This window comes from Jiangella gansuensis DSM 44835 (assembly GCF_000515395.1).
Classification (GTDB): domain Bacteria; phylum Actinomycetota; class Actinomycetes; order Jiangellales; family Jiangellaceae; genus Jiangella; species Jiangella gansuensis.
The window spans coordinates 889,988-901,955 of the sequence record NZ_KI911782.1; the positions used below are offsets into that span (position 1 = coordinate 889,988).

An 11,968-nucleotide genomic window follows, 5' to 3' on the forward strand; every position below is an offset into this window, starting at 1 on the left:
ATGGGAAGCCGGATGCCTCAACGCCGACCTCCGCGCCTGGATCCACACGTGAAACGAAACCCCTGGCCGTACCTGAGGACCAAGACCGCTGATCAGATCCGGTCAGTGGCGGTGGGATCGGCTCGTTGAGGCGTTCGATTGCGATGGGTTGCCGTAGGACGCCACCCAGATGGCCACCCGAGCATGGGGCCGCGAACACCTCCTGCCGGGACAGGTGACTCAGCTCGCGCGCTGAAATCTCGTCGCTGTCCCGATCGCGACCACGGCGGCGGCACCGGCGATCGCGGTGAGCACGGTGAACATGGCCGGATAGGAGCCGAGGGTGGACGCGATGGCGCTGCCGGCCCAGGGTGCGATGGCCATGGCGACGGTGGTCGGGGCGTTGAGGATGCCGTAGAGGGTGCCGAAGCCGGCGATGCCCCAGCGGTCGCTGACCGCGGTGGACTGCAGCAGGGTGAAGGCGCCGCGGGCGATGCCGAGGATGATGCTGGCGGCGACTAGGGCTGCGGCGGGTCCGGGGAGCAGGCCGACGGCGGCGACGGTGGCCGCGACGCCGGTGAGGATGAGAACGGAGCGGAAGCGTGGGGTGGTGCGCCGCGACAGCGGCGCGTAGCCGATGCGGCCGAGCAACTGCCCGGCGCCGGAGAGGCCGAGCGCCCAGGCGGCGAGCGTCATGGACAGGCCGCGGTCGGTGAGCATCGGGATGAGGTGGATGGTCGCGGCGAACATCGCGAACGCGGTCAGCGCCGAGGCAACGGTGAGGCACACGAACGCGCGGCTGGTTGCGACGGCGTGGACGTGGCCGTTGCGCATCCGGGTGTGTGCCGCGTGGTCGGTGGCCGGCCAGTTCGCGTTCAGGCCGAAGGCGTGGCCCGGGATGGTGGTGACGGCCAGCATGACGGCGAGCGCGACGTAGGTCTGCCTCCAGGAGAGGTAGTCGAGCAGGGCGGCGGTGGCTGGGGCGAAGATGGTGCTTGACAGGCCGGCGACGAGGGTCAGGACGGTCAGTGCGCGGATCCGGGCGGGCCCGTACCAGCGGGTGAGCGCCGTGAATGCGGGCGCGTAGAGCGTTGAGGCCTGGGCGATCCCGGCGACCACCCAGGCGGCGGCGAACCAGCCGACGCTCGGTGCGGACGCGACGGCGAGAGTCGCGGCGACGCCGATGACCGACCCGAGCGTCATCACCCAGCGTGGGCCGTGCCGGTCGATGATGCGGCCGACGGCGATGCCGGCGACTGCGGCGACGAGGAGGGCGGCGGAGAACGCGGCCGTCGTCGACGACTCGGACCAGCCGGTGTCGGTGGTGATGGCGGGCAGCGCGACCGGGAACGAGTAGTACAGGACGCCCCAGCCGATGATCTGGGTCAGGCACAGTGCGGCCAGGACGCCGCGGGGACCAGCGCGCTGGGTGTTGCGCTGGTCCCCGGTCGGGTGGGCTGGTCTCACAGGCCGATGGTGGCGGGTGCCTGCTGGACGTGGGCGGCCAGTGGTTGTACGACGTGTTCGGCGTCGCGACTGACTCCGCGGACGGTGTTGGAGGAGAAGGAGCGCTGGAACTCCAGGCCGAGGTAGGCCAGTCCGGGGTGGGTGGTGGAGATTCCGTCGGCGTGGAGGGGTAGGCCGTCGTCGTCGAGGGCGCCGAGTGGTCGCAGGTAGTCGACGTCGGGCCGGTAGCCGGTGGCGAAGATGACGGTGTCGACGGGTTCGCGCCGGCCGTCGGGCCACACGACGGTGTCGCCGTCGAAGGCGGTGAACATTGCCCGTCGGTGGATGCGGCCGGTCTCGATGCTCTCGCGGTAGCGGCCGGTGTCCAGCACGAGCGGTTTTCGCACGATGTGGCGCAGCCAGGCTGCGGGCAGGTGGTCGAAGCGGGTGACGTCGAGCCAGTGGTGCAGGTCGTGGCCGCGGGTGATCTGGGGGAGGAAGGAGATCGGCGCGAGGGTGGCGAGGGTGAGGTCGGCGACGTTCGTGAGCTCGTCGGCGATCTGGACGCCGGAGTTGCCGCCGCCGACGACGATGACGCGTTTCCCGGCGTACGGGGCGGGGGTGCGGTAGCCGGCGACGTGCAGCAGTTCGCCGGTGAAGGTGTCCTGGCCGGGCAGGTTCGGGACGGTGGGGTTGCCGAATGACCCGGATGCCGCGATGAGTCCCGCGGCGCGCAGGCTGCCGCCGTCGGCGGTGTGCACGATGAACGTGGCGCCATCGGCTTCCACGGCCGTGACTCTCGTGTGGGTGCGGATGTCGACGCCGAGGTGTTGGGCGTAGCGGTCGAGGTAGTCGGCGAGCTCGTTGCGGGTGGGGTAGCGGTCGGGGTCGCCGTCCAGCGGGAGGTCGGGCATGGCGCTGTAGCGGGCGGGAGAGAACAGCCGCAGGCTGTCGTAGTAGTGGGGCCAGGAGCCCGACGGCCGGTCGCCGGCCTCGAGAACGATGGGCTGTAGGCCGGCGTCGCGGCAGGCGCGGGCTGCGGCGAGGCCGGACTGGCCGGCGCCGACGACGATCACGGGGTGCTCTGGTGTGGTCACCACAACAACGTATCGTCAAATCGCGATATGTCAAAGTGGCGATATGTTGCGTATGCTCGGTGGCGTGAGCGAGGTCGTGACGGCGGGGGAGCGCAGGTCGCTGCCGCTGGTGGCCGACGATCTGGTGGAGCTGAGCGACGCCACGCTTGAGTTCCTCAAGGCGCTGGCCAGTCCGGCCCGGCAGAAGATCCTGCTGTTGTTCGCTCGTGGTGCGGAGCTTTCGGTGGGTGAGGTGGCGGAGCTGGCCGGGGTCGGTCAGTCCACGGCGTCGGAGCAGTTGAAGCTCCTGCGCCGCGGCGGCATCGTCACCTCCCGTCGCGACGGCAAGGCCGTCTACTACCGCGCCGACAAGACCGGCATGGCGCGGGCCCTAGCGGACCTGCAGGCCTACCTCGAAGTCTGCTGCTGAGGCGCCGCGGATAAATCGCTCTCACGTCACCGCCGCGGAGCTGGAGCCGAAGCTGGACAAGGCGCCGCCGTGGCTGCTGGTGTCGAACCTCGACGGCACACTCGTCGGTGTCGTCTGGCCGGACGACGTCCGCAACGCTGCCGCCGCCGAAGAGGCCGGATTCGAGCTGGCCGGCATCTCCGACCGCTACCACCCGTGGTCACCCGGCGAGGAGTCAGAGGCGCCGCGGCGGGTACGGCGCTCATCAAGATGCCCCGGCGACGGTCCGTGGCAGGCCGGTCGCGCCCGGGACGAGCGAAGGGCGTAGTGACAGTGAGCAGTGATGACGACGTGAGGTTCACCCCCGCCGGCGACGACAGCGCCGACGACCCGTACGCGGGCGTCCGTGAGACCACCGAGGGCCCGGTGTACACCGTCACCGGCGAGGACTGGGACGACGTGGTGAACGCCGCGGTGGTGGGTGAGGAGCGCATCGTGGTCAACATGGGCCCGCAGCACCCGTCCACGCACGGTGTGCTCCGGCTGATCCTCGAGCTCGACGGCGAGACCGTCACCGAGGCGCGGTGCGGCATCGGCTACCTGCACACTGGCATCGAGAAGAACATGGAGTATCGGACGTGGACCCAGGGGGTCACGTTCGTGACCCGCATGGACTACCTGTCCCCGTTCTTCAACGAGGCCGCCTACGTGCTGGGTGTCGAGAAGCTGCTCGGCATCACCGACCAGGTCCCGGACCGGGCGACGGTGCTGCGGGTGATGTTGATGGAGCTCAACCGGGTCTCCTCGCATCTGGTGGCGCTCGCGACCGCGGGGATGGAGATGGGCGCGTTGACGATCATGACGATGGGGTTCCGTGAGCGTGAGCGGACGTTGGATGTGTTCGAGTTGATCACCGGTCTGCGGATGAACCACGGGTACTTCCGGCCCGGCGGGGTGGCGCAGGATCTGCCGCCCGGTGCGGTGGAGGCCGTCCGTGAGTATCTGGGGTGGATGTGGGACCACCTTGGGCAGTACGAGGCGCTGTTGAACGAGAACCAGATCTTCAAGGGCCGCACAGTCGGGATCGGCTACCTGGACCTGCAGGCGTGTATGGCGCTGGGTGTCACGGGCCCGGTGCTGCGCTCGACGGGCCTGCCGTGGGATCTGCGCAAGTCGCAGCCGTACTGCGGCTACGAGACCTACGAGTTCGACGTCCCGACGCGTGACACGTGTGACGCCTATGGGCGTTATCGCATCCGCATCGAGGAGATGAAGGAGTCGTTGAAGATCGTCGAGCAGTGCCTGGACCGGCTGGAACCGGGGCCGGTGATGGTCGGTGACAAGAAGATCGCGTGGCCGGCTCAGCTGGCCATCGGCAGCGACGGTCTCGGGAATTCGCTGGACCACATCCGGCACATCATGGGTGAGTCGATGGAGGCGCTGATCCACCACTTCAAGCTGGTCACCGAGGGCTTCCGGGTCCCGGCCGGCGAGGTGTACGTGCCGGTGGAGTCGCCGCGCGGGGAGCTGGGCGCGCACGTGGTGTCCGACGGCGGTACCCGGCCGTGGCGGGTGCATGTTCGCGACCCGTCGTTCAACAACCTGCAGGCGGTGCCGGCGATGTGTGAAGGCGGCATGATCGCCGACGTCATCGTGGCCGTCGCGAGCATCGACCCGGTGATGGGCGGGTGCGACCGGTGACCCAGGACGGCGAGCCGCGGCCGCTGGATCCCAGTGACCATGAGCCGACCGGCACCGAGCCGGTCCAGGCGCGGTCGGCCTACCGTCTGAGGCTCGCCTTCGCGGCGGTCGGTTTCGCGCTCGGCATCGCCGGGATCATCGGGTTCGGCCGGCTGATGACGGATGACCGGGACCCGTCGGTGATGTGGTTGCTGGTCCTCAGTGCCCTGGTCGTCGTGACCGCGGCACTGGACATCGCCGTCATCCTCCGCCGGCGCATTCCGTAGCCACCACTTTCTGTACTCCGTCAAGGCGGCTCGCAAGCTCGCCGCAGCCGCGTGCGGCCTAGCGGCCGTTCCGGGCGACCGGACGGCGGCACGAGAAGGGCCGGTGACGGCGTGAGAGTCATTCTCACCGTCACCGGCCTGGTGATGCACATGCAGCACGACGACACCATCACGGACCACGACACCAGATCGGCCGGCCGGAACGACGAACGGCACGATCCAGCACCGCCGAACGCGAACCGTGGCCCGGCTGCGTGATCTCCCCATCCCCCTCATGTCTGGACGATCGGCCACCACTCCGCGAGTCAAGGGCACTCCTCTGCGCTCCGTGTCGCTTCGCGATCTACGACCCTTGACACGCTCCACTCCGGCCTTGAGGCGGCAGTTATGAGGAGGCCGGGGCGGAGTAGGCGCACGGGCGAGCGCGACGGCGGTCGTGCAACATACGTGCAACTTGCGGCGGCGATTCCCGGTCGGAACCGGTCTCTCACGGTCAACCAGCGTCGGACGTTCGCGCTGGTCAGAGAGTGCCCCCGGCAGGATTCGAACCTGCGACCCTCCGCTTAGGAGACGCATCCGAAACCGCAGGTAGATGACCATGATCAGGGTCATCGCGCCCTTCGCATGACTCACGATGCTTGATCCTCCGGGGCGTCCTCGCTGCTCGCTGCCCGTCGAGCAAGGTCGCTCAGGGCCTTGGCGACTTCGGCGTCACGACCGTCCAGAGCGTGAAGGTACCGGTTGGCGGCCGCCGTCGACGAGTGACCGAGCCGCTTCTTCAGATCCGCGAGCGTGGCGCCGGCAGCCGCCGCGAGACTCTGCCCGGTGTGGCGTAGGTCGTGGAAGGCGATGTCGACGCCGACCTTGGTGCGGGCACGCTTGAACGCCTGGTACACGGCGTTTCCGCGCATCCGCGAACCGTCGCGGCCGACGAAGAAGAACTCAGGGCCGGCCCACTTCTCGGCGTGCTCGATCAGGAACGTCAGCACATGCGGGGGCACCGAGATCTCGCGCTTGCCGGCCTCGGTCTTGGGATCCTTGTCGTAGCGGACCCGCGATTCCAGCAGCTCGACATGGTTGTTGCGCACCCACACCGTGCCCTTCTCCAAGTCGACGTCCTCTCGGCGCAGGCCGCAGACCTCACCGCGCCGCAGCGCACACCAGGCAGCGAGCACGACGGCGGCGCGGTAGCGCTCCGGGGTGATCGTCGTGATGAGCTCGGCCACCTGCTGGGGCGTGGCGATCTTGCGTTCACGTGCCTTGACCGACCCCGCGCCGGGGATCATGCAGGGGTTCCGAACGATGGCCTCGTCTCGGACAGCGGCGTTCATGACCGTACGAAGGAACCGGTACGACTGCGCGATCGAGGTCTTGCCGCCGGTACCTCGGAGGGCTTCGGCGTACCACGACCGCACGACCGGCGGCGTGATCGCGACCAACGGCACGTCGAGCAGCGACGTCAGGTGCAGTCGCATGTTTCGCCGGCACGTCTCTGCCCAGCGTCGCCCGACGTCCGGGTTCTCGTCGAGGTAGCTCTCGGCGTACTCACCGAACGTTTGCCGGCCAAGGTGATGATCCAGCCAGGTACCGCGGCTGAGATCCGCCTCGACTCGTGCCAACCACTGGCCGGCATCGGTCTTCGTTCGGAACGTGTCGGGCGCGTTCTGTCGGCGGCCGTTCGGGCCGATGAACGACGCCTGGTAGCGACCGGACGGCAGCTTGCGGATCTTGCCGAACCGGCGACGGCCAGCCATCAGCGCACCACCCGGCCGCCGTGCCAGCGAACCTCCATCGGCTCGACAGTGGAGTCGGCGATGAACGCGGCGAGCACGGATGAGGGAATCCGGACGTGCCGGCCGACCTTGACGAAGCGGATGCGCCGTTCGGCGATCAGCCGCCGGGGAAACCTGGATGTGGTGCCGAGAACTTCGGCGGCCTCATCGACGGTCAACAGCCGATCCATGAGTGTGTGTCCTTTCGTGAGACTGCGGATCTCTTGCTTGGCGGCGTGGCCTCGCTCATGCCGACGAGGCCGCGTCGGCGCGACGGATACGGGCGAGGTTGGCCGAGCGGGTGGCGTTAGCTGCGGCAGCGGTGTCGAGGTAGCCGCGTCCGGCGTAGCGCCAGTCGCCGATGACGAGGAGCGTGGTGGCGTCGTCGGTGTCGGCCTGGTCGACGTCGAGGACGTCCCGCACGTCGGCGTCAGCGGGGAGCTGGGCGCGACGCTGCCGCCAATGCCGGCGGGCGGTGCGGAGCGCGCCGAAGGTAACGCTGTAGGCGCGGCTCTTGGTGATGGGGTGGCCGCGGTAGCCGAGGGTGGCGTAGCGGTCCTTGAGCCGGGCGTAGTCGTCGTTGACGGGGACGAGCTGCTGTGCGGCCTTGATGAGCCGGACGGCGTGCGGGGTCGCGCCGTGCTTGGCAGCGTGCCCGGCGCTGTACAGCTTCCCGGAGACAGGGAGCCCGAAGTCCTCGGTGCTCTTCGTCAAGTACTTGGCGAGGTAGGCGGCGACCTGGTGCGGGTGCGCTGACCCTTCTCGGTTGTCGCGGCCGGCGCCGGGGGTGATGCTGCGCAGGTCGAGCTGCCGGCCCCACCGAAGCCTGAGTGTCTGCCCGCCGGGGAGGGGCACGTCCTTGTGCGCGTGGGCGGCGGCGTGCCGAACGGCGTCCTCGAGGTGCGTCACCGTGAGGTCCAGTTGCGGCGGGGTGGTGGGGCCGTCGGGTCCGTCGAGGCGGATGACGACGTGGAAGTGCACGACACCGCGCGCCTGAAACTCCACCACCCGCGTGTAGGAGACCTTGGCCGCGCTCGTGAACGTCTTCATCGACATGCCGGCGGTGCGGGCGAGGCGGCGGCGTAGCGCCATGGTGAAGTACCGCCACAGTTGCGGTGCCCACCACTGCCAGGCGGCGTGGGCGGTGTAGTCGTAGCACTCGAAGCACAGCGGCTGACCGACCTGTGGGTCGTCGGCGTCGTGCCGGCGCACACACGAGAGCGGGCGGCCGTGCGGGCAGCGCGGCTTGTCCCGCCTGGCCCGGCACGGGGCGGTCTTCCCGTTGGTGGGTCGGGTGTGGCGGTGCACGGCCCCGAACGACGGCGCGGTGAAGGTCGCGAACGTCGCCGGATGCTCGGCGACCGTGTCGGGGATGGTCTTGCCGCCGGCCAGGCCGCAGGACAGCAGGTGCCACGCGTCGCCCTTGTACTCACGTGAGCAGGACGGGCAGACGGCGGCGCGGCGGTTGCCGCAGCGCACGTAGGTGTGCCCGTCCGGTTCGTCGTCGGAGGAGTAGGTGCGCACGACCTCACCCGTGGCCGCGTGGACGGTGGTCGATGAGCCGGTGAGCCGGATCGGGTTGACGCAGCCGCGGGCCTGCTCCCCGGCCCGGGAGCGCGAGAGCGACGCCAGCTGGAACACCAGCTCCGTATGGGACAGCTCGCGTGTGCTCACGCGACCGCCCCCGTGTCGTCGTCCTGGTCGTCGTCGGTGACGACGGTGAAGCCGTGGCGCGGTGGTGCCGGCGGCGCGGCGGGGAACTGCTGGGCCATGGCGCGGATGTCGTCGTCGGTGACCCAGGTGAACCGGACCCGGACCGGAGCGGGGTCGCCGTCGACGAGCACGTACCCGGTGCCCGGCTGCGACTCGGGGATCGACTCAGCGTGTGCGCCGCGTTCCCAGGCGTCCTTGCCGAGGACCATCTCGACCTCGGACGCGGTGTCCAGCCGGAGTGCGACCTTGGTGGGGAACAGGTTGCGGGCGTCGACGACGGACTTGCGGGGGTCCTGGACGAACGCCAGCACCGACACCCCGGCCGCGCGGCCCTGAGACAGGACGACCTTGAGCGCCTTGTTGAACTGGTGCTTGAGTTTGGTGTCGTCCTGGTAGTCCGACAGGAACGCCAGCTCGTCGATGATCAGCACCACGAACGGCTCCACCGCAGTCGGGACGTGTTTACGACTCTGGCCGCGCAGCCGCTTCGACCGTGCCCGCACCAGCTCGGCGGCCTCGGTGACGAGGTCGACCATGTCGCCGGGCTCGTCGTCGGCGGCGAACCGGGTGAACAGTGCCCGGCCCATCGCCAGCTCGATGCCGCCCTTCGGGTCCGCGCCCCACAACTGCACCAGCCCGGACGGGACAGCTGGCGCGAGCGCGCGGACGGTCGACCACAGCGCGGAGCCCTTCCCGGACCCGGTCGCGCCGACGGTCAGGACGTGGCTGTAGAGCAGCCGCAGCCGATACGGGGAGCCGTCCTCGGTGAACCCGACTGGTAGCGCTTCGAAGTCGACGTCCGGTGCGTCGAGCGTCATCGCGGGGATGGGGTCGGTGAGCATGTCGCCGGTGCTGAACAGCAACGTCACCGTGCCCGGCTGATCACTCCGGACGCGGACCTGTGCGGAGCCGAACGCGTGCGCCAAGGCGTCGGCCCGGTCGGCGTAGTCGGCGGGCGATTGGCCGGCCAACATCCGCACCATGACGGCGTCGGCGGCAGGGTGGGCGGTCACGCCGATCAGCTCGGGCGCGACCTGGCGGCCGAACGGACCGGCCACGGTGAGGCCGCAGCCGGCGGCGACGGTCGGCCAGTGCTTGCGGTAGATCCGCCGGTAGCGCCACCGGCCCCGCACACTGGCGGCGACCTGGTCGGCGGATTCGGGGTGGGCGAGCCGCCACACCACCCATCCGACGGCCGGGAGCACGAGGAGCAGGACCAGGCCGCCGCCGCCGAGGACGGAGTAGGCGAGCAGCAGCACGGCCCCGGCGGCGAACACCTGCGGGAGTTTGCGCAGCAGCATCAGCGGCGTCAGCGTCACCCAGGCCAGGCCGCGCAGCAGCTGCCGGATCAGCGAGTCGTGGTCGAAGAGGTTCTGGATGAACGTCGCGAGGGTCTTGATGGTCTTCGGGGTCAGTACGGGTCGGGGGCTCATCGGAGCAGTCCTTCGGGGGCTGTCAGGGCCGCGTGCCGGGCGTGGGCGGCGGCGTGGCAGGAGTCGCAGACGGTGTCGCCGGTGCCGGGGTGGAACCACGCCTTGACGGCGTCCACGGGGCGGCCACACTCGGAGCAGGTCACGAGGGCCGACATCAGGCCGCCGCCTTGCGAGGCCGGCGACGCGTCGCCTTCTTCGGCTTGGCCGGCGGCGCAGCTGGGGTGCAGGAGTCGCACACGATGCCGGGCTGCGGCGAGCTGGTTCGGCCGCACGCCGTGCACGGGAACGAGTACGCGGCCGCGCTGGTGTCGAACGGCAGCATGCCGAACAGGACCGGCTGCCCGTTCACGGCCGATCACCGCAGCGCGTCACCGCGGCGTCGCGGACCGTGTCGGAGCGTTCGGCCTGGACCTCGTCGGCGCTGACCATGAGGACGACGACGGTCAACAGCTGGGCGAGGACGATGCCGAGGGCGGCGACGGGGAGTCGCCAGGTCGTAGGCTTGGACACACCAATCCCCTCCATTCGGGGGTGTTGATTGGGGCCACCGGGGACGGGGTTGGTTTCCTAGGCCTGTCACCCGTCCCCGGTGGGGTCTCATCGCGAGACGGCAGGGGGTCCTTCGCCGTTCGTCGCGTCGCTCACCGCGGCCAGCCGCACCACCAGTGCGTCATCCGACGCGGCCGGGTACATCCAGGCAGGCAATCGGGCGTGCACGATGGCCAGCCAGTCCGCGAGCACGGCAGCGCCGCGCTGGTCGAACGACACATCGTGCGGCGACCACGCCACCCGGCCACCGAGGGTTGCGACCAGCCGGACGAGGTTCTTCTCCCCGCTGGACATGACCCCGAACGCCTGCACCTCGTGCGAGGCCTGTGGGCCGCGTGCGTGCCACTCCCAGAACGCCGCGTCGTCGTCTGGAGCTGGGTGGCGGGCTTCGTACGCCTCCCACGCGGCCGCGTCCGCCAGCTGGCCGTTGACCGCCTGGGTGACGACGTCCAGCCAGCCTGGGTGTTCGTCGATGGGGCCGGCGATCCGCTCGGCCAGCTGCCGCACCCACGGATGCCGGACCGCCAGCCAGTCAGCCGCGGCGTACGCGTCGGTTGGGATCTCGATGACGGTCATCCTCAGGCCGCCTTGTCGCCGGACGTGCCCTTGCCGGTGTCCTTGCGCGGGGTGTGCGACGCGATCCCTCCGGCCCGCCACGACTCGACCAGCTGGCCCGTCTTGGTCACCCGTGCCGACGCCACCAGGTCGCCGAACTCGATGGGGGAGTAGTCCGCGATCTCCGGTCTCAACGGTGCTGGGACCGTCACCTGCGCCCGCGCCGTCAACTCGCGGTCGAACGACACCGTCCGGTAATTGACCTCGACCGCCCACAACGGCAGCCGCGTCTCCTCGTCGACCGCCTGCCGCTCCGACTGCCGACGTCCCTCCGGGGTGTCCTCCCACTCGTGCACCGAGTTCACGACCCCGGTCGCCGTCATCATCTGCCGCTTGCTGTCCACTGCATAGGTCGCCATGACCTCTCCTTCCGTTCGGGGACCTTCCCCGGCTCCGCGCTCGTGACGATGAGGCGAAGCACGACCATCCTGCACTATGTCCACATAGTGCGTCAAGTTGCCTCAAGGGCCAATTGGCAATTGGCAAGAGCCTCGTTACGGTTGTCGCCAACGCCCTGCACTTAGTGCGGCAACAGGTGCCGCGCATGAGGAGGAGGCTGGCGATGTCGACTGCACCGGCGTTCCGACAGCTCGCGGCTGATCTGCGAGCGCGGATCGCGGCGGGGGAGTTATCGCCAGGAAGCCAGCTCCCATCCATGGCACAACTCCGCGAGCAGCACCGCGTGTCCAGCACCGTCGTCCGGGATGCGCTCAACGAGCTGCGCCGCGACGGCCTGATCGTCGGACGCCAGGGCAAGGGCGTTTTCGTCGCCGACGACGTGAGCGGTGCGGATCGTCGGCCCGACGACACCCAGGTCCGGCTGGACCGCCTTGAAGAGGCCGTGCGCACCTTGACCGAGCGCGTCAACGACCTCGCCGCCGGCCAGGAATGACCATGGGCAGGCGTGCTTCGTCGGATGCTGCGGGCTGTCACGCCACCAGCAAAACCCGGCCTGCAAGTGCATGCCCGGACAAACTGTCCGGGTACCTGACTGGCCTGCTGACCTATC

General features: G+C 69.7%; 17 protein-coding genes. 6 read left to right on the forward strand and 11 right to left on the reverse strand.

Translation table 11 applies throughout. The features are described from left to right. Positions 1–219: 219 nt before the first annotated feature. Together JIAGA_RS27540 and JIAGA_RS0104505 are read right to left on the reverse strand one after the other, a co-directional pair. Entirely contained in the window at positions 220–1,446 is a 1,227-nt protein-coding gene (locus JIAGA_RS27540; protein ID WP_051425718.1) for an MFS transporter, read from the reverse strand. After that, complete coding sequence (locus tag JIAGA_RS0104505) at positions 1,443–2,522, reverse strand: flavin-containing monooxygenase (RefSeq protein ID WP_035813413.1); 1,080 nt, start codon at positions 2,520–2,522, stop codon at positions 1,443–1,445. Before JIAGA_RS0104505 ends, JIAGA_RS27540 begins: the two co-directional genes overlap by 4 nt. Before the next feature lie 64 nt (positions 2,523–2,586). Between JIAGA_RS0104505 and JIAGA_RS0104510 the strand changes: the two genes are divergently transcribed. The 5 genes from JIAGA_RS0104510 (at position 2,587) to JIAGA_RS34300 (ending at position 5,135) form a co-directional block, all read left to right on the forward strand. After that, positions 2,587–2,931: an ArsR/SmtB family transcription factor gene (locus tag JIAGA_RS0104510; RefSeq protein WP_211239506.1), complete on the forward strand. Its 345-nt coding sequence runs from the start codon at positions 2,587–2,589 to the stop codon at positions 2,929–2,931. A 79-nt stretch (positions 2,932–3,010) separates the two neighbouring features. Further along, positions 3,011–3,238 (forward strand): hypothetical protein, encoded by a 228-nt coding sequence (locus tag JIAGA_RS0104515; protein WP_026874743.1) that lies wholly within the window; start codon positions 3,011–3,013, stop codon positions 3,236–3,238. 23 nt (positions 3,239–3,261) lie between these two features. Next, a complete protein-coding gene (locus JIAGA_RS0104520) occupies positions 3,262–4,611 on the forward strand; it encodes an NADH-quinone oxidoreductase subunit D (protein WP_035813415.1) in 1,350 nt (449 codons plus the stop codon). After that, positions 4,608–4,877, forward strand: a complete 270-nt coding sequence (locus JIAGA_RS27545) for a DUF6343 family protein (RefSeq protein ID WP_157552684.1) — start codon at positions 4,608–4,610, stop codon at positions 4,875–4,877. Before JIAGA_RS0104520 ends, JIAGA_RS27545 begins: the two co-directional genes overlap by 4 nt. 111 nt (positions 4,878–4,988) lie before the next feature. Beyond that, on the forward strand, positions 4,989–5,135 hold the full coding sequence (locus JIAGA_RS34300) for a hypothetical protein (protein WP_157552687.1): 147 nt from the start codon (positions 4,989–4,991) through the stop codon (positions 5,133–5,135). 371 nt (positions 5,136–5,506) lie between these two features. On the opposite strand, the gene JIAGA_RS0104535 is transcribed toward JIAGA_RS34300, so the two are convergent. From JIAGA_RS0104535 to JIAGA_RS0104575, 9 genes are all read right to left on the reverse strand, one after another. Further along, complete coding sequence (locus tag JIAGA_RS0104535; protein WP_026874745.1) at positions 5,507–6,631, reverse strand: site-specific integrase; 1,125 nt, start codon at positions 6,629–6,631, stop codon at positions 5,507–5,509. After that, positions 6,631–6,840, reverse strand: a complete 210-nt coding sequence (locus JIAGA_RS0104540; RefSeq protein WP_026874746.1) for an excisionase family DNA-binding protein — start codon at positions 6,838–6,840, stop codon at positions 6,631–6,633. Before JIAGA_RS0104540 ends, JIAGA_RS0104535 begins: the two co-directional genes overlap by 1 nt. A 55-nt stretch (positions 6,841–6,895) precedes the next feature. After that, positions 6,896–8,323 (reverse strand): replication initiator, encoded by a 1,428-nt coding sequence (locus tag JIAGA_RS27550; RefSeq protein ID WP_051425720.1) that lies wholly within the window; start codon positions 8,321–8,323, stop codon positions 6,896–6,898. After that, positions 8,320–9,795, reverse strand: a complete 1,476-nt coding sequence (locus tag JIAGA_RS27555) for an FtsK/SpoIIIE domain-containing protein (protein WP_051425722.1) — start codon at positions 9,793–9,795, stop codon at positions 8,320–8,322. The genes JIAGA_RS27550 and JIAGA_RS27555 overlap by 4 nt, the downstream gene beginning before the upstream one ends. Then, on the reverse strand, positions 9,792–9,950 hold the full coding sequence (locus JIAGA_RS34305) for a hypothetical protein (RefSeq protein ID WP_157552690.1): 159 nt from the start codon (positions 9,948–9,950) through the stop codon (positions 9,792–9,794). The genes JIAGA_RS27555 and JIAGA_RS34305 overlap by 4 nt, the downstream gene beginning before the upstream one ends. Then, positions 9,950–10,144, reverse strand: a complete 195-nt coding sequence (locus tag JIAGA_RS0104560) for a hypothetical protein (RefSeq protein ID WP_026874747.1) — start codon at positions 10,142–10,144, stop codon at positions 9,950–9,952. The genes JIAGA_RS34305 and JIAGA_RS0104560 overlap by 1 nt, the downstream gene beginning before the upstream one ends. After that, complete coding sequence (locus JIAGA_RS34310) at positions 10,141–10,305, reverse strand: hypothetical protein (RefSeq protein WP_157552693.1); 165 nt, start codon at positions 10,303–10,305, stop codon at positions 10,141–10,143. The genes JIAGA_RS0104560 and JIAGA_RS34310 overlap by 4 nt, the downstream gene beginning before the upstream one ends. An 87-nt stretch (positions 10,306–10,392) precedes the next feature. Beyond that, complete coding sequence (locus tag JIAGA_RS0104570) at positions 10,393–10,920, reverse strand: hypothetical protein (protein ID WP_026874748.1); 528 nt, start codon at positions 10,918–10,920, stop codon at positions 10,393–10,395. Positions 10,921–10,922: 2 nt separating this feature from the next. Further along, entirely contained in the window at positions 10,923–11,318 is a 396-nt protein-coding gene (locus JIAGA_RS0104575; protein WP_026874749.1) for a hypothetical protein, read from the reverse strand. A 203-nt stretch (positions 11,319–11,521) separates the two neighbouring features. Between JIAGA_RS0104575 and JIAGA_RS0104580 the strand changes: the two genes are divergently transcribed. Further along, on the forward strand, positions 11,522–11,851 hold the full coding sequence (locus JIAGA_RS0104580; protein ID WP_026874750.1) for a winged helix-turn-helix domain-containing protein: 330 nt from the start codon (positions 11,522–11,524) through the stop codon (positions 11,849–11,851). Positions 11,852–11,968 lie beyond the last annotated feature (117 nt).

Bases quoted from the DNA above. Each gene is read 5' to 3' on its own strand.
- JIAGA_RS0104580 (WP_026874750.1), top strand. From the start codon at position 11,522: ATGTCGACTGCACCGGCGTTCCGACAGCTCGCGGCTGATCTGCGAGCG.
- JIAGA_RS0104575 (WP_026874749.1), bottom strand. From the start codon at position 11,318: ATGGCGACCTATGCAGTGGACAGCAAGCGGCAGATGATGACGGCGACC.
- JIAGA_RS0104540 (WP_026874746.1), bottom strand. From the start codon at position 6,840: ATGGATCGGCTGTTGACCGTCGATGAGGCCGCCGAAGTTCTCGGCACC.
- JIAGA_RS0104570 (WP_026874748.1), bottom strand. From the start codon at position 10,920: ATGACCGTCATCGAGATCCCAACCGACGCGTACGCCGCGGCTGACTGG.
- JIAGA_RS0104535 (WP_026874745.1), bottom strand. From the start codon at position 6,631: ATGGCTGGCCGTCGCCGGTTCGGCAAGATCCGCAAGCTGCCGTCCGGT.
- JIAGA_RS27555 (WP_051425722.1), bottom strand. From the start codon at position 9,795: ATGAGCCCCCGACCCGTACTGACCCCGAAGACCATCAAGACCCTCGCG.
- JIAGA_RS34305 (WP_157552690.1), bottom strand. From the start codon at position 9,950: ATGTCGGCCCTCGTGACCTGCTCCGAGTGTGGCCGCCCCGTGGACGCC.